The organism is Methylophaga thiooxydans DMS010, assembly GCF_000156355.1.
GTDB lineage: Bacteria > Pseudomonadota > Gammaproteobacteria > Nitrosococcales > Methylophagaceae > Methylophaga > Methylophaga thiooxydans.
On record NZ_GG657900.1, the window covers coordinates 59,008 to 77,052 of the forward strand.

The window sequence follows — 18,045 nt, forward strand, 5'->3', positions numbered from 1 at the left end:
ACGTTTGCACCCGATACTTCTGTACCACCAGACGATTGCACATGCATGACAGCACGTTGAAGAATACGTTGGAAGGCCAGTGTTGGTTGTGTTTCACGCTCACTGTCTTCAGGCAAGGTTGGCAAATTGTCAGCAAGAAAGTCACTCAACTCCTGCCTTAGAATTGCAATATCCACATCACAGGCTTTCAAAACGGCAAGAGCCTGACCATTTTCCAGTAAGGCAAGCAGTAAGTGCTCAACGGTAAGAAACTCATGTGAGCGCTGCCGAGCATAATTGAATGCCTGACTGAGAGTTTGTTCGAGTTCTTTACTTAACATCTTGCATTCCACCTATTTGGTTGGATATCGAACCGGGTCATTCCTCTTCCATCGTACACTGCAATGGATGGCCGTGGCGTTGAGAATAGCTGTTGACCTGTTCGACTTTCGCTTCAGCTATCTCATAAGTAAAAATACCACACAACGCACTGCCTTCGGTGTGAACTTGCAGCATGGTTTGTGTTGCTTTTTCACGGCCCATGCCAAACAAGTTCTCCAGGACTTCAACCACAAAATCCATCGGCGTATAGTCATCATTGAGCATAATCACCCGATACTTGGGTGGCTGCTTCAAATCTGGCTTAGATGGTGCAACAGCGTATTCGTGGTCACCGTCGTGCCATTCGTGATCGTTATCCTGACTCATGCGCTTTTTTAGCTCGCTTGATCAATCATTTTTTTCAATTCGCCGTTTTCATACAGTTCCATGATGATGTCACAACCACCAATCAATTCACCGTTGATATACAGCTGCGGAAAGGTTGGCCAATCGGCGTAGCGATGCAAATTCTCACGTACTTCAGGTTCTGCCAGAACATTAATGAAGGCAAACTCTGCACCACATGCCGCAACGGCTTGTGATGAACGGCTGGAAAAGCCGCATTGTGGGAATTCTGGTGTACCTTTCATAAACAGAATAATTGAATTGCTTTCAATCGCCTGCTTAATGCGTTCCATGATTTCCATTGATAAATCCTCTTAGTTTGAAAATTGTCTAAGCTGAGATGGGGTCGATGCTGATAATTTCAAGCTTAGGTTAGTTGTAGTTGAGCTGCAACAAGCCCAAAATCGCATCAAGACCATTGTGATTGATGGCAGTATCAGCTTGTTGCTGCACTTTCGATTTTGCGTGATAAGCCACACTTAAGCCCGCAGGTTCCATCATCAACAAGTCATTAGCACCATCACCAACCGCCAGCGTCTGTGCTGGTGTGATGTCAAGCTGCTCACAACAATGCAGTAAAAAGTCTGCTTTTGTCTGAGCGCCACAGATCTCACCGTCTACTTCACCGGTCAATTTGCCGTCTTTCTCAGCCAATAAGTTAGCTTGTGTATAGTCTAAACCCAACCGTTGTTTGAGTCTGTCGGTAAAAAACGTAAAGCCACCGGAAACCAGTGCCAGCTTGATACCGTTTTGTTTTAATGTTTCCACCATAACCTCAGCCCCCGGATTCAGCTGTAAGCGTTCTTCATAGACACGCTCCAGTACCGAAACATTAAGCCCTTTTAACAAAGACACACGTTTTCTGAGTGAAGTTTCGAAATCGATATCGCCACGCATGGCAGCTTCTGTAATTTTGGCGACCTGTGGCTTAAGGTTCATAAAGTCGGCAATTTCATCAATACACTCGATACTGATGAGGGTGGAATCCATGTCGGTAACAAGTAGCCCAACGGTACTGGCATCAAAAGACGCCGGCAACATATTGATGTCAAAATCATATTGCTGACGTAATGCATTAATACCGTCTTTACCGATACTGGCGCCGGTGATAGTGGCGAATTTTTGCTGCCAATTCAGTGCACCGCTAACATGGAGAGTAATTTGATCGGCGATTTCTCTGCTTAACGCCGTACCCTGCAAAACCAAAGTTGTCATGGCTGTTCCGCTTTAGATAAAAAAATCGGCGAGACTGAACAAGCCAGCTCGCCGAAGATGTCCTGACTAAGCAATCAGAATTGAGGTTTAACCGGTGCAGCTTTAAAACGGTCAACACTGGCTACGATTTCAGCTTTAGCTTCTTCTTTATTTACCCAGCCTTCAATCTTGACCCACTTATTCTTTTCCAGATCTTTGTAGTGCTCAAAGAAATGAGCCAGTTGGTCTAGCAAAAGCGGTGACACATCGTTGATGTCTTGAATATGGTCGTACATTTTGTCATGGGGCACAGCGATAACTTTCGCATCTTCACCTGACTCATCAGTCATTTTCAGCATACCTACCGGGCGGCAAGCAACGACAGAACCACTGATCAGTGCATACGGGCTTACTACCAGCACATCAACCGGGTCACCGTCATCAGACAATGTATGAGGCACATAACCATAGTTACATGGGTAAAACATCGCCGTATTCATGAAACGGTCGACGAACAAAGCGCCAGTTTCTTTATCCACTTCATATTTCACTGGGTCAGAGTGTGAAGGGATTTCGATGATGACATTAATGTCTTCAGGCAGTTTTTTGCCTGAGCCAACACGGTCGAGGTTCATAGTGCTTGAGCTCCAGTTATGGGGGTGAACAAAACCTCTGATTATAGAAGAAATTTCGTCTGGATTAAACTCTAAAACACTGTGGTTATCACTTACTGTTCAAAAGGGATCATCTCAAAGTCTTCTTTGACTGCTCCACAATCAGGGCAAACCCAGTCATCTGGAATATCATCCCACGCTGTGCCCGGCTCAATACCCTCTTCCGGCATACCTTCAGCTTCATCGTAGACAAAACCACAAACGGTACATATCCATTTATTCATGATGTCCTCCTCTATCTCACCTTATCGGCTTAGAAAAACGACGCCTACGACTAATAATAACAGCGAAAACAATTTGCTCAGTTTTCCATGCGACAGTTTTTTCGCCATTATGGCGCCAACCGGTGCCATAAAAATACTGGTTGAGATTATTCCCAAGAATGCTTGCCAATGTACAAAGCCTGTCTGCCAGCTAGACGTGTTCGTTTGCTGTGACAATCCCATCCAAATAAACCCTATCACACCACTCACGGCAATCGGGAAACCACAGGCCGCAGCCGTGCCAACCGCACGTTGAATTTGTTGCCCCGCCATTACTAGGTAAGGTACCACAAGCGTGCCACCACCTATGCCTACCATCGCTGAAATAACGCCTGTCAACAAACCATAAGCTGACATGCCACTATGGGCTAATAATTTTGGGGAGAGAGTGTTAGGTGATGGTAGCCACATTCTGGTAGCCATCAATAAAGCAAACGCACCGAAAAAAGATTGTAGCCACTGGCTGGACAGATTCGCCGCAATGACTGCGCCAGATATGCTCCCTACCACTAAACCTGGTGTCAGTTTTCTGACCAGTATCCAGTCAATAGTGCCATAACGATGGTGGGCTCGCATCGAAGACAATGAGGTCAAGCTAATCGTCATCAAGGACGTGCCGATGGCAACATGAATAGCAACATCAGCTGACATGGTTTGCCAACTAAACACCAGTAGCAGAATCGGCACGATGATAAGACCGCCACCGATACCGAACAAACCTGCCAGCAAACCTGCAATGACTCCTGCACCGGCATAGCTTAGCCATTCAATCATAATTGTGCGCTATCCCTATGAAAAACAAGGCCTACTTCTCCACTTTACTTGCCGTTACGATACAGGTATAAAAGTTTGTGCACCACATAACGTAGATTAAGGAGCAGCTCCAAGCAGTATTTTCTAAATATAATAACGAGGTAAAGCATATGACGTCACTCAGCTACGTCCCAATGATTCTTGGGATTTTCGGATTATTCTGTGCATTTCTGGTTTACAACAAAGTTAAGGCGCAATCTCCCGGTTCAGGCAATGTTGTAGACATCGGCGATCAGATCCATCTGGGTGCTATGGTCTTTTTGCGAGCTGAATACAGCCGCCTCGCTATCTTCTGTCTTGTTTCTATTATCGCGCTTGGACTTTCCGATCTAGGCTGGCATAGTGCGCTGGCCTTTTTTATCGGCGCCATTTGTTCTGCCAGTGCCGGTTTTATCGGCATGTACGCTGCAACCAAAGCCAATGTCAGAACTGCTGTAGCCGCTCGCGACAGTGGTGCAGCAGATGCGCTAACAATTGCCTTCTTTGGTGGCTCTATCATGGGGCTAACGGTTGCTGCGATGGGGCTACTGGGTTTAGGTATTCTTTATTTATTGTATGGCTCAGATCCCCATACCGCACACACCATTCATGGTTTCGGAATGGGCGCTTCCTCGGTTGCATTATTCTCCCGTGTCGGTGGCGGCATCTTCACGAAAAGCGCTGATGTTGGCGCTGACCTTGTGGGTAAAGTAGAAGCTGGTATTCCGGAAGACGATCCGCGTAACCCAGGCGTCATCGCCGATAATGTTGGTGATAACGTCGGTGATGTAGCTGGTATGGGCTCGGATATTTTCGAATCTTACTGTGGCTCGATGATAGCCACTATTGCGATTGCCTCGACCATGAGCACACTCGCCATCAGTCAATTAGCCGATACGCAACAAACCTTAATGTTTATGCCACTGGCATTAGCTTCAATCGGCCTACTCTGCTCGATTGCTGGCATCCTGACAGTCAAAGTTTTCTCACAAAAAAGCCCGGAAGTGGCATTGCGTATTGGCACCATGGGATCCTCCGTGCTGTTTATCATCGTTTCGTGGCTGTTAATCACTAGCCTAGGGGGGATGACTAATCTGTGGATTGCCGTACTGTCTGGCGCTGTAGGCGGCATCATCGTGGGTTTAGTAACGGAGTATTACACTGGTGGTGCCCCCGTTCGTAAACTCGCGTCCAGCGGTGAAACAGGCCCAGCCACGGTGATGATTGGGGGCTTGGCTCTAGGTATGCAGTCAGTGGCGATTCCTGTTCTCACTATCGCGGGGATTATTTTTGTTTCCAGTCACTTTGCTGGTTTGTATGGTGTTGGTATCGCTGCGGTCGGGATGCTGGCCACCGTTGGCATTACCATGGCAATAGATGCATACGGTCCGGTTGCCGATAATGCCGGTGGTATTGCAGAAATGGCGGAAATGGGTAAGGAAACCCGTGATATTACCGATTCATTAGATGAACTGGGTAATACGACTGCAGCTATCGGTAAAGGCTTTGCAATTGGGGCGGCGGCTTTGGCGGCGCTAGCTATCATCAGTGCTTATATCGAAACAATCACGCTGGGCGACCCCAGTTTTGCTTTATTAATCAATAATCCGGTTGTGTTGATGGGTATGTTCCTCGGTGGCATATTCCCGTTCTTGGTCAGTGCTCTGACCATGACCGCTGTGGGTGATGCTGCCTTCGATATGATTAAAGAAATACGTCGGCAGTTCAAAGAAATCCCCGGCTTGATGGAAGGCACAGCCAAACCGGATACGGCACGTTGTGTGGATATTGCAACCAAGGCAGCGTTAAACAAAATGATTCTGCCGGGTACTTTGGCGGTATTAGCGCCAGTCGTCGTCGGTTTCGGCCTGGGTCCAGAAGCCTTGGGCGGCATGCTTGGTGGAGCCTTAATCTGTTGTGTGATGATGGCGTTGATGATGGCGAATGCCGGTGGTGCATGGGATAATGCCAAAAAGCACGTTGAAAAGGGCAACCATGGCGGCAAAGGCTCGGAAGTGCACAAAGCGGTTGTCGTCGGTGACACCGTTGGTGACCCGCTGAAAGATACGTCTGGCCCATCAATGAATATCTTGATCAATGTGATGGCGATTGTCAGTCTGGTGATTGCGCCATTATTAATCTGATTTTGTGAATGTATTAACCTGCAAGGCCACCTTCGGGTGGTCTTGTTGTTTCTAGGAAACCTTTTGCAATACACACACGCTGTCACACACCGTAAAGTCTGGTCCCTAGCAGGCCCGATGATACTTGCTAACCTGTCTACACCACTATTAGGCATGGTCGATACTGCCGTGGTAGGTCACTTAAGTTCACCTGTTTACTTAGGCGCTGTGGCGCTCGGCACCATGCTCTTTACGTTTTTATTCTGGGGCTTCGGTTTCCTTCGCATGGTAACCACAGGACTTACCTCGCAAGCCAACAGTGATGCAAACCAAAGTGCGACGCGTAATGTGTTAATTCAGTCAGGCTTGCTTGCCATCATCATCGCAGCCCTGTTGTTATTACTGCAATCGCCTATTGGCTGGCTAGCGTTTCAGATCATAGAGGGTAGCCCTGAGGTGCTCGCCGCGGCACAGCAGTACTACCACATCAGAATTTGGAGTGCGCCAGCAACACTGCTCAACTACGCCATTTTAGGCTGGCTCATTGGTATGGGGGCATCACGGTCAGCGTTAGTGATTGTACTGGTCATTAACATCTGCAATATCGGATTCGATTTATTGCTAGTCAATCAGTTTGGCATGAAAGCAGATGGGGTTGCCCTCGCCTCAGTAATGGCTGAGTACATTGGCCTTATTTTTGCGCTTTTTATATTGAGCAGACGTCAGCTTGCCTTAAAACAGATTCAACTCAAAAAAGAACTACAATCGATCTTCAACAACCGACAAGGCTTAAACCTGCATGGCAACTTTATGTTGCGAACCTTGTGCCTGATTTTCTGTTTTGCCTTTTTCACCAATCAAGGTGCACAACAAGGTGATATCACTCTGGCAGCCAACATGGTGCTACTCAATTTTATTACGTTTATGGCGTATGTATTGGATGGCTTTGCCAATGCAACAGAAGTGATGACAGGTAATGCGATTGGTCAATCTGATAGGCACAGACTCAAACGCAGCCTCGTATTAAATGGTGCGTGGTCATTTTTCGTCGCTTGTCTGTTCAGTTTTGTATATTACTTTTTTGGCAACCAGATAATAAACTTATTAACCAGTATCGATGCCGTTTCTGCGAGCGCTACTGACTACCTTTTTTGGGTGATATTAGCCCCTGTCATTGGCGTTTGGTCGTATTTACTGGATGGCTTATTTGTTGGCGCCACTTTAGGTCGTGAAATGCGAAATACGATGTTGTTTGCCACATTCTGTTGTTACTTACCAGCATGGTTTTTATTGCAGGGCTTTGGCAACCATGGCTTATGGGCAGCATTAATCATTTTACTCGCTGCACGCAGTATCGCCCAAGCCGTTTACCTACCGGGAATGTTGCGAAGCAGTGATTGATCAAACGGGCTGATTATCACGCCAAGTCTGATTGCCATGCCGCCTGTCTGATCGAATTCTGCGATCATCTTTATTCGGTTCAAAGCGAATCATGTCACGACGGTCATGCCCGATGCGTCGCTGAGTCTGTCGATTTTCACGGCGAGTAAGCTGCGATGGGGTGACTTCGTTTTGACTGTGTTTAGGATGTTTTTCGTTCATAACGACACTCCTTTTAATCACAGTTTGACATTACGCCTAGTGAGTATAAGTTGTCAATTAATCAACAGGTTAAACTGTTTTTCTTCTGCTGTATAAGGGCAGCGAAAGGCCATAAAATAGGCTTTCAACTGTAAATTTTCTTGCTGGAGTATATTGCCATAGAGTCTATCGCCAACCACTGGATGACCTAAGCTTGCTGCATGCTGCCGGATTTGATGTTTTCGTCCTGTTTCAATTCGTACATCCAACAGGCTTTGCTGTTTGCTTGCATCAAACTTCAGTCGGGTAAAAAAACTCACCGCATGACGGCCATCCAGATCCAAATCGACTTTGACAGGGTTGTCCACCGTCGCTTGTTCTGAAAACTCACCTTCGACCCAGATCTGGTAGCGCTTCTCGATTTGGCGGCTTTGAAAAAGACCTGACAATAATGCAGCCGCTTTTTTTTCGTGCGCGACAATAATCAGACCATTCGCCGCTCTATCTAATCGGTGCACCACAAAGGCATTTCGCTGCGGGGTTAAGTGTTGTTCTGCCCAACGGGTTATTGTGCAGTGGTCACCCCATTTTGAGCCTTGTGAAAGCATTCCATAGGGCTTGTTCCAGATGCTGTACTGGCCCATATCAGCAATCAGTTCTGGTTCGGCCGGTTCACAGTCTAGTACATGTTCGTCGTAATAAATATGTAGTGTCTGACCGATATCTAGCTGTCGCTTAGCTCGTCTGAGGCGTTGGGTCTTTTTTCCTGTGGTTACCCAGACTGCGCCTTTAAGCATCACTTTCTTAAGTTGCTGTTTCGATAAAGCGGTTTCTGACGCCAGAATATCAACAGCAAGCTTGCCTGACTCAGTCACATTAATATGCTTTTCGAAACGCGCTAAACTAGAAGACATTTTATGATTGGCCGCTTTGGCGTAGAATTATTTTTATTTAAGTCGGTGTGAATTATGGTTATACCTTATTTTAAGCAAGTTTGCCTGGCATTGTTGACTGTATTGTTATCGTTTTCCGTCAACGCCGAGATATTTAAATGGGTTGATGAAAATGGCCAGACCCATTACTCACAAACCCCTCCGGAGTCAGGCATGGCTGAGACTATAGACGTCCCTCCTCCACCGCCAATTGCGTCTGAAACAGATGAAAATGAAATTGAAACACTGATTGAGCAACAACAAGCTGCTGAAAAAGCCGAACAAGAGGCGAAAGAAACAGCCGAACAAGAAGCAGAGCGAGAAGCTCAATTGGCTACAAATTGTCAGGTAGCGACAGATAATTTGCGCGGCTATCAAAACAATCCCGGTCGCCGCGTAATCGATGAAGAAGGGAATGCCACCAGGCCATCTGAGGAAGAGCGCCAACAAAAAATTCAAGACCTGCAAGACAAGATAGATCTTTATTGCCAATAAGGAGAAGCAGATGCCCTACCTAAACATTGTCACAAATCAAGAAGTCAAAGACGAAGCGTCTCTATTAAAATTAGCCAGTCAAACCGTATCTAAGATCTCCGGCAAACCTGAAAGCTATGTCATGGTTGCTGTTGAGCAAAAAGCCAATATGCTGTTTGGTGGCAGTGATGCCCCCACAGCGATACTCGATTACCGTGCGCTGGGCTTACCCGGCGACAGACAAGCCTTTTCCGATGCACTTTGTACGCTTATCAATGAACAATTAGGCATTGATGGCGGAAGAGTTTATATCAGCATGACAGACTCAGAACGTCAAAACTGGGGCTGGAATCACAGTACATTTTAGTCTTTTCATTTAATCAGAAACCTATGGCACTGCTGGCTTCCAGCAGTGCCTTTTAGTCATAACAGGAATAATAAACTTTCATGCGTGCCTCCAACCTGCTCATTTCAACCCTCAAAGAAACACCCGCTGATGCCGAAATTGTCAGCCATCAATTAATGCTGCGTGCAGGGCTTATACGTCGTTTAGCGTCAGGCCTTTATACATGGCTTCCGATGGGCTTGAAAGTTCTCAGAAAGACCGAAGCCATCATTCGTGACGAAATGGATAAGGCAGGCGCACAAGAAGTTCTTATGCCCTCGGTACAACCGTCAGAGTTATGGCAGGAAAGTCAGCGCTGGGAAAAATACGGGCCAGAGCTGCTGCGTATTACCGATCGCCACCAGCGTGAGTTTTGTTATGGCCCGACCCATGAGGAAGTGATTACCGATTTAGTTCGACAGGAAATTCGTAGTTACAAACAACTCCCGATTAATTTCTATCAGATCCAAACCAAATTTCGTGATGAAATTCGTCCTCGCTTTGGATTAATGCGTGCTCGTGAGTTTTTGATGAAAGATGCTTATTCTTTCCACTTGGATCACGCATCGCTGCAACAAACTTACGATGACATGTTTGCTGCTTACTCACGTATTTTTTCGCGTATCGGCCTCGACTTTCGTCCAGTTCAAGCGGATACCGGCAGTATAGGCGGTAATGCCTCACATGAGTTTCATGTGCTCGCGAGTTCAGGTGAAGATGCCATCGCTTTCAGTGATCAAAGCGACTACGCAGCCAATGTCGAGTTAGCAGAAGCTATCGCGCCAGCAGGCCAACGCGCCGCAGCTGCTGAAACCATGACCACCGTTGAAACGCCGCAACAACATACCATTGATGACGTCAGCCAATTCCTCAATAAACCAGCAACACAATGCCTAAAAACACTGCTGGTTGAGGGTGCCGAAGAAGACTCTGTGGTCGCACTGGTATTACGTGGTGATCATGATTTAAATGAAATCAAAGCAGAAAAACATCCCCTAGTGGCTGAACCGCTGACATTTGCCACACCGGAAAAAGTGTTGGAGTCATGTGGTGCCAATATCGGTTCGATTGGTCCTGTCGGTCTGACCATTCCGGTGCTTGTTGATCATGCCGCTGCTTTTGTCTCAGACTTTGTTTGTGGGGCTAATGACGATGATAAACATCTTACCGGTGTTAACTGGGGAAGAGATTTAGCTGAACCAGATACCGCTGATCTGCGAAATGTTGTAGCCGGTGATCCAAGTCCAGATGGTCAGGGCACGCTGGATATCGCTCGCGGTATCGAAGTAGGTCATATCTTCCAACTGGGTGAAAACTACAGCAGCAAACTCAATGCTGTGGTGTTGAACGAGACCGGTAAATCTCAAGTGATTACCATGGGTTGCTATGGTATCGGCGTATCACGTGTGGTTGCCGCAGCTATTGAGCAAAATAATGATGATCGCGGCATTATCTGGCCGGAAGCCATTGCGCCTTACCAAGTTGTATTAGTGCCAGTGAACGCGCACAAATCAGTCAGAGTCAAACAAAAAGCGGAAGAAATATATCAGCAGCTACAAGCGGCCGGTATCGACGTGTTATTGGATGACCGTGGGCTGCGTCCTGGTGTTGCCTTTGCCGATATGGAATTGATTGGTATTCCACATCGCCTGATTCTCGGCGAACGAGGCCTTGATAACGGCATGATCGAATACAAATCGCGTCGTACTGGTGAAGGCGATGAGTTCCCAATCGAATCTGTCATTGAGACGATCAAACAAAAACTGAGCTGAGATTTTAGCCATGAGTTTAATCAAAGAATCTGATGTGATTGATAGCGTTGCAGATGCATTGCAGTTTATTGCTTGCTATCACCCGAAAGATTTCATTCAGGCAATGAGCAATGCCTATGAACGCGAACAATCGGCTTCAGCACGAGATGCCATCGCACAGATTCTAATGAACTCACGCATGTGCGCTGAGAATAACCGGCCTATTTGCCAAGACACCGGTATCGTCAATGTTTTTGTAAAAGTCGGTATGAATGTGCAATGGAAAGCCACCATGAGTCTGGAAGATATGGTGAATGAAGGGGTGCGTCGTGCCTACCTACACCCGGATAACGTATTGCGGGCATCGGTGGTATCAGACCCTTTAGGAAGTCGCCAGAACACCAAGGATAATACCCCCGCTGTTATTCATACTGAGCTCGTGCCTGGTGATAGCGTTGAAGTACTGATCGCAGCAAAAGGCGGTGGCAGTGAGAACAAAGCAAAGTTCACCATTTTAAATCCCAGCGATAGTCTTGTTGGCTGGGTGCTGGATACCGTTCCTAAAATGGGTGCAGGTTGGTGCCCACCAGGCATGCTTGGGATTGGTGTTGGCGGGACCGCAGAAAAAGCCATGCTAATGGCAAAAGAATCGTTGATGCATCCCATCGATATTCAGGATTTGATAGAGCGAGGCCCGAAAACGGCGACAGAAAAACTCCGTGTTGAGCTCTATGAAAAGGTGAACAATCTGGGGATCGGCGCACAAGGACTTGGCGGTCTGACCACGGTGCTGGATGTCAAAATTAATGACTATCCAACCCATGCGGCTTCACTGCCAGTTGCGATGATTCCAAACTGCGCTGCAACTCGCCACATTCACTTTACCTTGGATGGCACGGGCCCGGCAGAGTTTGAACCGCCCTCTTTGAATGACTGGCCAGATATCACTTGGCAGGCCGCCGAAAATACGCGCCATGTAAACCTTGATACCGTTACTCAGAATGATATTGAACAATGGCAGCCGGGCGAAACTTTGCTACTCAGTGGTCACCTCCTGACCGGACGTGACGCGGCCCACAAGAAGATTGCAGACTTAATGGCTAAAGGTCAGCCATTACCTGAAGGCCTCGATTTCAATGGTCGCTTTATCTATTACGTCGGTCCGGTTGATCCGATTGATGGCGAAGTCGTTGGCCCTGCAGGCCCAACCACAGCAACTCGCATGGATAAGTTCACCGATATGATGCTGGCAGAAACCGGATTGTTAGGCATGATCGGTAAAGCTGAACGCGGCCAAGCCACGGTAGAAAGCATTAAGCAGCACCGTTCTATTTATCTTATCGCTATTGGTGGCGCAGCTTATTTAGTCTCTAAAGCCATAAAGTCTTCTCGTATTATTGCCTTTGAAGAATTAGGCATGGAAGCGATTCGAGAGTTCTATGTAGAAAACATGCCAGTCACTGTTGCGGTAGATAGCCAAGGTCAGTCTGTGCACGAAACAGGACCTAAAGAATGGCGTATTAAGCTCGCAGCGCTTACAATCGAGTAAGACATAGTTTTGTAATACAAGGAAACGGTCATGGCCATAGCAATACCTCTTCACCTCCTAGCCGCCGTTATATGGGTTGGAGGGATGTTTTTTGCCTATATGGTACTGCGTCCTACTGCTGCTACCCTTCTGCCTCCCGAGCAACGGCTTCCACTCTGGAGCGAGACATTCAAGTTGTTTTTTGTCTGGGTGTGGGGTGCCATCATCACCTTACTCGTCACCGGGTTTTGGATGATACATCGACTTGGCGGCATGGGTGGCGTCGATGGAGTTGGTGTACATGTACACATCATGTTGCTTGTCGGCATTTTTATGATGTTAATTTTTATGCATGTCTTCTTTAACCCATTTAAAAAATTAAAGTGGGCGGTTGCTGAACAAGACTGGATCACCGGGCGAAACAACCTGACTCAGATCCGCAAGCTGGTGCTACTGAATCTGGTGCTCGGCCTGCTGACCATCATTATTGGCTCTTCTGGACGCTATTGGGCCGGCTAGTGTTCAGGATTTTTATCAGCCTCCCGATAATCCTGCTGTTCGCTTCCTCTAGCCTCTCAGCAGATACCATCAAGCGCATTCAAAAAGCCGATGGCAGTGTTGAATTCAGTAATGTGGACGGTGCAGGTCAGCAGACCGTCATTTACAAGTCACAAAGCGGTGAAGGTTTTGTTTTCTCAGATCAGAAACCACAACATGGTTCTTTTGAGGTGCTTAAATTTAGTTGTTTTGCCTGCAACCCGCACTCGACTATTAATTGGCATACAATCAGTCTTAACACCCGCTCTTACGCCACTGAAGTAAAAAAAATGGCCGAAAAATATCAGGTCGATGCAGCCTTAGTCAGAGCTGTCATTCACGCAGAATCAGCCTTTAACTACAAAGCCAAGTCAAAAGCAGGCGCGCAAGGGCTTATGCAGTTAATGCCTGGTACAGCAAGTGATTTAGGTGTTAAAAATGCCTTTAATGCTAATGAAAACATTGAAGGTGGTGTGAAATACCTAGCCCAGTTGCTATCACAATTTAATGGCGATATTAAACTCGCTACTGCCGCTTATAACGCCGGTCCTAATGCAGTGAAAAAGTACAACGGCATTCCGCCTTATTCAGAAACGAAAGTCTATGTGGAGCGTGTCGGTATTTTGCACCGTCGTTATCAACGTGAAAGTTAAAACTACTAAAAAATTACTTGCAGAACATCAAGATCTGACTCATTCCACCATGCAGAAGGTTGCCTCACATGTCCAACGCCAAGAAGGTGATTGGGTATTAAACACCGTGATGATTGAAGGCCAGGAAGTCCCATTCAAATACAAACGCCGGCGTAAATATAAGTCATTAAAAGGGGCGCGGGTGGATATGATTTATTACCCGGAAGTCGAAACCATAGCGCGGATGGATTTTGAGTACATGAAAGTCGTTAAAATCTCAGTATCCTGACGCAGGCACTTTCAACGTCAAGACGCCATCACGCTGGATAATATCCAGGTGTTTCATAAAACTCATACCCAGTAAAACAACATCATCTGACATATGTGGATTGATACTGGCATGAATGTTTTGCATGGTGATCCCGCCCAGTTGCACCGAGTCCAGGGTCGTTTGATAAACGTGCACCACGCCATTCGCTGTTGTCACCATGCTCTGGCGGCCTGCTTTTAACCCCGCTGATTTGGCAATACCGGCTGGCACACTAACATGCGTGGCTCCTGTATCAAGGAGGAAGTTGACTGGATGACCATTAATCAATCCGGGCGCAAGATAGTGGCCAGCACGGTTGCGTTCTAACTTAACCTCACCTTGATTCCCGTCATTTATTGATAAAGCTTTATTCGGGTTATCACGCTGTTGAATGAAGCCATTAAAAAACAGCGTCAACGACCCCATCAATAGCAGCCAAAACAGTATCGTTATCACTTTTCCTGAAAAAATTGAGGGGAGTTCTGGTGCGCTCATCGTTACCTTCGTCTCTAGGTTTGATTTTGTTAGACAGTCTAATACCCTATAGATTCAGTGACTATTCTTATACGCAATTACGCTAGAATGGTTTCAACAAAAACAGGTAGGTGACTTATCAATACAATCAGCATGCTAGGAAGTGGCTGGCTTGGCAAACCGCTTGCTGAGCATTTTATGCAACAAGGATACAAGGTAAAGCTATCCACGCGAAACCACGCAAAACAACGTCAATTGGCTCAGTCCGGTTTTGACAGCTATATTGTCGATATCGATCTGCCAGATCCTCCCGAGCCTGACTTTCTCAATACTGACTCACTCATCATTAATATCACCAATAAAAACGGTGTCAGTTTTGAGCGTCTTATTAGCACCCTTCGCAAAAGTCCTATCAAACACGTGCTGTTTGTCAGCTCGAGTTCGGTTTATCAAAACCTGAACCGAGCAGTGACTGAGGATGAAGGTGTTGAAGACCCCGACAGCGCCTTATTTCAAATCGAAAACTGCTTCAAAAACGAAACAGCATTTGAAACAACGATCGTACGCTTTAGCGGATTAATTGGGCCTAACCGCCATCCCGGTCGTTTTTTCAGAAATGGAAAACAAGTCCAGCAAGCAGATGCCCCCGTCAACCTGATTCACCTTGATGATTGTATTGGCATTATCGATGCCATTTTTGAAAAATCGGCCTGGCAACAAACCTTTAATGGCTGTGCTGACACACACCCAACAAAACGTGAATTTTATACACATGCAGCAAGTCTAGCCGACCACCCTACCCCTGATTTTGCGCCTACACAGTTGCCTCTATTTAAAATCGTCAGTAATACTAAAGCAAAGCACGTTTTGCAGTACCAGTTTCAATATCCTGATTTGATGGCGATACAAGATTATTAATCCTTGTCTGATGACTTAGAAATCATCGCGGCCATCCAGTAGAATACGAGGCTATGAATCAACGCTCCCTGATTTGTCCTTGCCTAAGCGGCAAGCCCTATGCAAACTGTTGCGAACCCCTTCATCAGGCTAACCACGGCGCCAACACAGCTGAAAGTCTTATGCGTTCTCGTTACAGTGCCTTTTGCCTTGGCCATGCAAACTATTTATTAACGACATTGCACCCATCTAAACGTCGCCCTGATGAGTTAAAACAGATTGAGAATACCATCAACACAACCGCTTGGTTGGGGCTAAAGATACTCGATCATAAACAGGCGAATGATTTAGCCGAAGTTGAGTTTGTTGCATTTTATGAAGATGCACCTTTTGTCCAACTTCACGAGCGATCACGCTTCACGCGTGAGGCCGGTCAATGGTTTTATCACGATGGTGTGTTTATGCCTGACATTAAATTAGGTCGTAATGAGCCCTGCTTTTGTGGCAGTGGAACTAAGTTTAAACACTGCCATGGTAGTTAGTCACCAAGGTAGCGTTTACGTTTAGCGGGTTTCAATTTTGCTAAATCGACCATGACCAGACCATCGATGCAGTGACCAAAATCTGCATCTATATTGAAGTCGATAAAACGCACACCGCCTTGCTCACAGACATCCGCATATTGCTTGTAAAGCGTGGGAACAGTGACATTCATATGCGACAATTGCTCGCGCATAGCCGTGAAGTCCTCATCCTTATCTGTTTCAGATAATGTCATCGCTATACGTTGCTGATGCTCCTGTTCAGGGCTATACGGCACACGGGCTTTTGCCAGCGTCTCTGAATCGGCAAAGTAATGTTTGTAATAACTCACAATCAAGGCTTTGGCAAAGTCTGGATAGCTATTGCTCAAACTCACCGGCCCAAACAAGTAGCGTATCTCTGGATAACGTTTCAGATAGGCACCAATGCCGTACCAGAGGTAATCAAGACTTCGTCTGCCCCAATATTTAGGGCTGACAAAGCTACGACCCAACTCGATACCCCGTTCAAAATATGGCTGCATTTTGTCGATATCATAATCGAACAGCTCCTGACTATAGATGCCGCGGCTATCCTCTTTTTCCAGAATGCGTTTAACCTCACCTAAACGATAGGCTCCGGCAATTTCCAACTCTTGTTCATCCCACAAAATTAAATGCCGGTAATCGCGATCATATTTATCTATGTCTCGGCGCTTACCCGTGCCTTCACCGACTTGTCGGAACGTTATTTCGCGTAAGCGACCAATCTCATGCATGACCGCCGAATCAGGTTGATAGTCGAACAAATAGATCTTTTTATTATCAGCTGTTTCACCAAGCAGTTCCGCATGCTGTAATTCACGTCTTATAAAGCGACGTTCCTGTGGATGGGAAATCGTCTGCTCTGTCTTAAATAACGGCTTTTTGCCTTTTGCAAGACGGTAGAGGTGGCGTCGTAAGAGTTTGGTTTTTTCGGCTTTGACCAGAGGCAGTTGTGCAATTTGTTGGTAGGGAATGGATTCGCCGACTCGCATGACAATGTTCTTGGAGTGTTTATTGAACATTTCGTGCGCCAACATCATTCCTGATAAGGGCTTGTATACCATTGATGCACTATAAAAAAGGGATGAATTTCGTGCGCCAATAAAAATCGGCAAGATGGGCGCGTTAGTCTTTTTGGCAAAGTTCAAAAAGCCACTATTCCACTTTCCATCCCTGACACCGCTAGGACGAATTCGTGAAACTTCACCTGCGGGGAAAACAATGACTGCCTCTTCATTATTCAAACAGTCAATAATACGAGAGATACTACTTTTTCTCGTCGATTTAGACAGATTATCGACTGGCAGAAATAAGGATTCAACAGCTTCAAAATTCATCAGCATATCGTTAGCAACAATTTTTACATCACGACGTACTTCCCCCACCAGCTTGAGTAAAGACAGCCCATCAAGCGCACCTAACGGATGATTAGCGACGATGACGACGCGTCCTGTTGCAGGAATATTATTTCTGTCGCGATGGCTGATGCTGTAGCTGAAATCGAAATGGTCCAATACCTGTTCAATAAAATCAAACCCTCGCAGATCCTGATGGGTCGATAAAAACAGGTTTACTTCTTGTTCGTGAGTGATTTTTCGTAGAAAGCCCAGTGTCGGTTTACGAATCCATGGGCTGGTGTGTTGAAACTTGGGGAATTTCTGTTGAACTGCTTGTTCAATATTGAGCATTTTTTATCTCTACCTTGCCTATTTGCGGCAAGGATAGAGATATGCTGTTACAACTTGATAACAGTTTGATGACGTTTATGTGACGCTGCGCCAGCTCTACGTGATTGGATTAAGCTGCTTGCACCGGAATTGAATGACGCATATGGGTGATATCGTTATTCTCGTCCAGATACACTAAGGTCGGTTTATGGCTTGTCGCTTCTTCGGCATCCAAGGTTACATAAGCGCATATAATCAGACGATCACCAGGCGACGCTTTATGCGCAGCGGCACCATTAACCGAAATCACGTTCGAGCCATCTTCCGCGCGAATGGCATAGGTAGTGAAGCGCTCACCATTAGCGACATTGTAAATCTGGATTTGCTCGTATTCATGAATACCCGCTGCTTCCAGCAATTTACCGTCAATCGCACATGAGCCTTCGTATTCCAGTTCGGAATGAGTCACACAGGCGCGATGTAATTTAGCTTTTAAAAAGGTCAGTTGCATAGCCGACAAAATCTTATGAATTAGCCCGATATTATCGCTTTTTAACCAA

The 18,045-nt window shown here is 46.3% G+C and carries 23 protein-coding genes; 11 read left to right on the forward strand and 12 right to left on the reverse strand.

The window, feature by feature from the left end; translation table 11 throughout:
- The 7 genes from MDMS009_RS12085 to MDMS009_RS12115 form a co-directional block, all read right to left on the reverse strand.
- Window positions 1-320: Clp protease N-terminal domain-containing protein (locus MDMS009_RS12085; protein ID WP_043888325.1), on the reverse strand; the 320-nt coding region annotated here is incomplete at its 3' end.
- 37 nt (window positions 321-357) lie between these two features.
- Window positions 358-687, reverse strand: a complete 330-nt coding sequence (gene clpS, locus MDMS009_RS12090) for an ATP-dependent Clp protease adapter ClpS (RefSeq protein WP_036315939.1) — start codon at window positions 685-687, stop codon at window positions 358-360.
- Between the two features lie 8 nt (window positions 688-695).
- On the reverse strand, window positions 696-1,007 hold the full coding sequence (gene grxD / locus MDMS009_RS12095) for a Grx4 family monothiol glutaredoxin (protein ID WP_008291787.1): 312 nt from the start codon (window positions 1,005-1,007) through the stop codon (window positions 696-698).
- Between the two features lie 70 nt (window positions 1,008-1,077).
- Window positions 1,078-1,920 carry a phosphoserine phosphatase SerB gene (gene serB / locus MDMS009_RS12100; RefSeq protein WP_008291815.1) on the reverse strand — a complete coding sequence of 281 codons (843 nt, stop codon included), beginning with the start codon at window positions 1,918-1,920 and terminating at the stop codon, window positions 1,078-1,080.
- Window positions 1,921-1,994: 74 nt separating this feature from the next.
- Window positions 1,995-2,534 carry an inorganic diphosphatase gene (ppa, locus tag MDMS009_RS12105; RefSeq protein ID WP_008291814.1) on the reverse strand — a complete coding sequence of 180 codons (540 nt, stop codon included), beginning with the start codon at window positions 2,532-2,534 and terminating at the stop codon, window positions 1,995-1,997.
- Window positions 2,535-2,626: 92 nt separating this feature from the next.
- Entirely contained in the window at window positions 2,627-2,797 is a 171-nt protein-coding gene (locus MDMS009_RS12110) for a rubredoxin (RefSeq protein WP_008291810.1), read from the reverse strand.
- A gap of 21 nt (window positions 2,798-2,818) precedes the next feature.
- On the reverse strand, window positions 2,819-3,610 hold the full coding sequence (locus MDMS009_RS12115; protein WP_008291808.1) for a sulfite exporter TauE/SafE family protein: 792 nt from the start codon (window positions 3,608-3,610) through the stop codon (window positions 2,819-2,821).
- A 149-nt stretch (window positions 3,611-3,759) separates the two neighbouring features.
- Between MDMS009_RS12115 and MDMS009_RS12120 the strand changes: the two genes are divergently transcribed.
- Together MDMS009_RS12120 and MDMS009_RS12125 are read left to right on the forward strand one after the other, a co-directional pair.
- Window positions 3,760-5,772: a sodium-translocating pyrophosphatase gene (locus MDMS009_RS12120; protein ID WP_043888326.1), complete on the forward strand. Its 2,013-nt coding sequence runs from the start codon at window positions 3,760-3,762 to the stop codon at window positions 5,770-5,772.
- Between the two features lie 63 nt (window positions 5,773-5,835).
- Window positions 5,836-7,152: an MATE family efflux transporter gene (locus tag MDMS009_RS12125; protein ID WP_237700524.1), complete on the forward strand. Its 1,317-nt coding sequence runs from the start codon at window positions 5,836-5,838 to the stop codon at window positions 7,150-7,152.
- Here MDMS009_RS12125 and MDMS009_RS16410 read toward each other — a convergent pair whose 3' ends face one another.
- A complete protein-coding gene (locus tag MDMS009_RS16410) occupies window positions 7,153-7,353 on the reverse strand; it encodes a hypothetical protein (protein WP_036315948.1) in 201 nt (66 codons plus the stop codon). It abuts the gene before it with no gap.
- Between the two features lie 53 nt (window positions 7,354-7,406).
- On the reverse strand, window positions 7,407-8,246 hold the full coding sequence (locus MDMS009_RS12135) for an RluA family pseudouridine synthase (RefSeq protein WP_008291802.1): 840 nt from the start codon (window positions 8,244-8,246) through the stop codon (window positions 7,407-7,409).
- Between the two features lie 54 nt (window positions 8,247-8,300).
- Here MDMS009_RS12135 and MDMS009_RS12140 point away from each other — a divergent pair, with 54 nt between their 5' ends.
- The 7 genes from MDMS009_RS12140 (at window position 8,301) to MDMS009_RS12170 (ending at window position 13,860) form a co-directional block, all read left to right on the forward strand.
- Window positions 8,301-8,759, forward strand: coding sequence for a DUF4124 domain-containing protein (locus MDMS009_RS12140; RefSeq protein ID WP_008291831.1), 459 nt, complete (start codon window positions 8,301-8,303; stop codon window positions 8,757-8,759).
- Between the two features lie 10 nt (window positions 8,760-8,769).
- Window positions 8,770-9,105: a phenylpyruvate tautomerase MIF-related protein gene (locus MDMS009_RS12145; protein ID WP_008291835.1), complete on the forward strand. Its 336-nt coding sequence runs from the start codon at window positions 8,770-8,772 to the stop codon at window positions 9,103-9,105.
- A gap of 80 nt (window positions 9,106-9,185) precedes the next feature.
- Complete coding sequence (locus MDMS009_RS12150; RefSeq protein ID WP_008291786.1) at window positions 9,186-10,895, forward strand: proline--tRNA ligase; 1,710 nt, start codon at window positions 9,186-9,188, stop codon at window positions 10,893-10,895.
- A 10-nt stretch (window positions 10,896-10,905) separates the two neighbouring features.
- Entirely contained in the window at window positions 10,906-12,423 is a 1,518-nt protein-coding gene (locus MDMS009_RS12155) for a fumarate hydratase (protein ID WP_008291804.1), read from the forward strand.
- A 30-nt stretch (window positions 12,424-12,453) separates the two neighbouring features.
- Window positions 12,454-12,921 carry a CopD family protein gene (locus MDMS009_RS12160; RefSeq protein ID WP_043888328.1) on the forward strand — a complete coding sequence of 156 codons (468 nt, stop codon included), beginning with the start codon at window positions 12,454-12,456 and terminating at the stop codon, window positions 12,919-12,921.
- Window positions 12,921-13,592 carry a lytic transglycosylase domain-containing protein gene (locus MDMS009_RS12165; RefSeq protein ID WP_008291799.1) on the forward strand — a complete coding sequence of 224 codons (672 nt, stop codon included), beginning with the start codon at window positions 12,921-12,923 and terminating at the stop codon, window positions 13,590-13,592. Before MDMS009_RS12160 ends, MDMS009_RS12165 begins: the two co-directional genes overlap by 1 nt.
- Window positions 13,582-13,860, forward strand: a complete 279-nt coding sequence (locus tag MDMS009_RS12170; protein WP_036315967.1) for a hypothetical protein — start codon at window positions 13,582-13,584, stop codon at window positions 13,858-13,860. Before MDMS009_RS12165 ends, MDMS009_RS12170 begins: the two co-directional genes overlap by 11 nt.
- Here the strand turns inward: MDMS009_RS12170 and MDMS009_RS12175 are convergent.
- Entirely contained in the window at window positions 13,849-14,376 is a 528-nt protein-coding gene (locus MDMS009_RS12175) for a retropepsin-like aspartic protease family protein (protein ID WP_008291801.1), read from the reverse strand. The genes MDMS009_RS12170 and MDMS009_RS12175 overlap by 12 nt on opposite strands.
- Window positions 14,377-14,508: 132 nt before the next feature.
- Here MDMS009_RS12175 and MDMS009_RS12180 point away from each other — a divergent pair, with 132 nt between their 5' ends.
- Together MDMS009_RS12180 and MDMS009_RS12185 are read left to right on the forward strand one after the other, a co-directional pair.
- Window positions 14,509-15,273, forward strand: a complete 765-nt coding sequence (locus MDMS009_RS12180; protein ID WP_008291789.1) for a Rossmann-fold NAD(P)-binding domain-containing protein — start codon at window positions 14,509-14,511, stop codon at window positions 15,271-15,273.
- Window positions 15,274-15,326: 53 nt separating this feature from the next.
- Window positions 15,327-15,794, forward strand: coding sequence for a YchJ family protein (locus tag MDMS009_RS12185; protein ID WP_043888332.1), 468 nt, complete (start codon window positions 15,327-15,329; stop codon window positions 15,792-15,794).
- Here MDMS009_RS12185 and MDMS009_RS12190 read toward each other — a convergent pair.
- Window positions 15,791-17,506, reverse strand: coding sequence for a GNAT family N-acyltransferase (locus tag MDMS009_RS12190; RefSeq protein ID WP_008291795.1), 1,716 nt, complete (start codon window positions 17,504-17,506; stop codon window positions 15,791-15,793). The two genes, MDMS009_RS12185 and MDMS009_RS12190, sit on opposite strands and share 4 nt — an antisense overlap.
- A 109-nt stretch (window positions 17,507-17,615) precedes the next feature.
- On the reverse strand, window positions 17,616-17,996 hold the full coding sequence (gene panD, locus MDMS009_RS12195; protein WP_008291788.1) for an aspartate 1-decarboxylase: 381 nt from the start codon (window positions 17,994-17,996) through the stop codon (window positions 17,616-17,618).
- Window positions 17,997-18,045: the final 49 nt, after the last annotated feature.

Bases quoted from the DNA above. Each gene is read 5' to 3' on its own strand.
- clpS (WP_036315939.1), bottom strand. From the start codon at position 687: ATGAGTCAGGATAACGATCACGAATGGCACGACGGTGACCACGAATAC.
- grxD (WP_008291787.1), bottom strand. From the start codon at position 1,007: ATGGAAATCATGGAACGCATTAAGCAGGCGATTGAAAGCAATTCAATT.
- serB (WP_008291815.1), bottom strand. From the start codon at position 1,920: ATGACAACTTTGGTTTTGCAGGGTACGGCGTTAAGCAGAGAAATCGCC.
- ppa (WP_008291814.1), bottom strand. From the start codon at position 2,534: ATGAACCTCGACCGTGTTGGCTCAGGCAAAAAACTGCCTGAAGACATT.
- MDMS009_RS12110 (WP_008291810.1), bottom strand. From the start codon at position 2,797: ATGAATAAATGGATATGTACCGTTTGTGGTTTTGTCTACGATGAAGCT.
- MDMS009_RS12115 (WP_008291808.1), bottom strand. From the start codon at position 3,610: ATGATTGAATGGCTAAGCTATGCCGGTGCAGGAGTCATTGCAGGTTTG.
- MDMS009_RS12120 (WP_043888326.1), top strand. From the start codon at position 3,760: ATGACGTCACTCAGCTACGTCCCAATGATTCTTGGGATTTTCGGATTA.
- MDMS009_RS16410 (WP_036315948.1), bottom strand. From the start codon at position 7,353: ATGAACGAAAAACATCCTAAACACAGTCAAAACGAAGTCACCCCATCG.
- MDMS009_RS12135 (WP_008291802.1), bottom strand. From the start codon at position 8,246: ATGTCTTCTAGTTTAGCGCGTTTCGAAAAGCATATTAATGTGACTGAG.
- MDMS009_RS12140 (WP_008291831.1), top strand. From the start codon at position 8,301: ATGGTTATACCTTATTTTAAGCAAGTTTGCCTGGCATTGTTGACTGTA.
- MDMS009_RS12145 (WP_008291835.1), top strand. From the start codon at position 8,770: ATGCCCTACCTAAACATTGTCACAAATCAAGAAGTCAAAGACGAAGCG.
- MDMS009_RS12150 (WP_008291786.1), top strand. From the start codon at position 9,186: ATGCGTGCCTCCAACCTGCTCATTTCAACCCTCAAAGAAACACCCGCT.
- MDMS009_RS12155 (WP_008291804.1), top strand. From the start codon at position 10,906: ATGAGTTTAATCAAAGAATCTGATGTGATTGATAGCGTTGCAGATGCA.
- MDMS009_RS12160 (WP_043888328.1), top strand. From the start codon at position 12,454: ATGGCCATAGCAATACCTCTTCACCTCCTAGCCGCCGTTATATGGGTT.
- MDMS009_RS12175 (WP_008291801.1), bottom strand. From the start codon at position 14,376: ATGAGCGCACCAGAACTCCCCTCAATTTTTTCAGGAAAAGTGATAACG.
- MDMS009_RS12180 (WP_008291789.1), top strand. From the start codon at position 14,509: ATGCTAGGAAGTGGCTGGCTTGGCAAACCGCTTGCTGAGCATTTTATG.
- MDMS009_RS12185 (WP_043888332.1), top strand. From the start codon at position 15,327: ATGAATCAACGCTCCCTGATTTGTCCTTGCCTAAGCGGCAAGCCCTAT.
- MDMS009_RS12190 (WP_008291795.1), bottom strand. From the start codon at position 17,506: ATGCTCAATATTGAACAAGCAGTTCAACAGAAATTCCCCAAGTTTCAA.
- panD (WP_008291788.1), bottom strand. From the start codon at position 17,996: ATGCAACTGACCTTTTTAAAAGCTAAATTACATCGCGCCTGTGTGACT.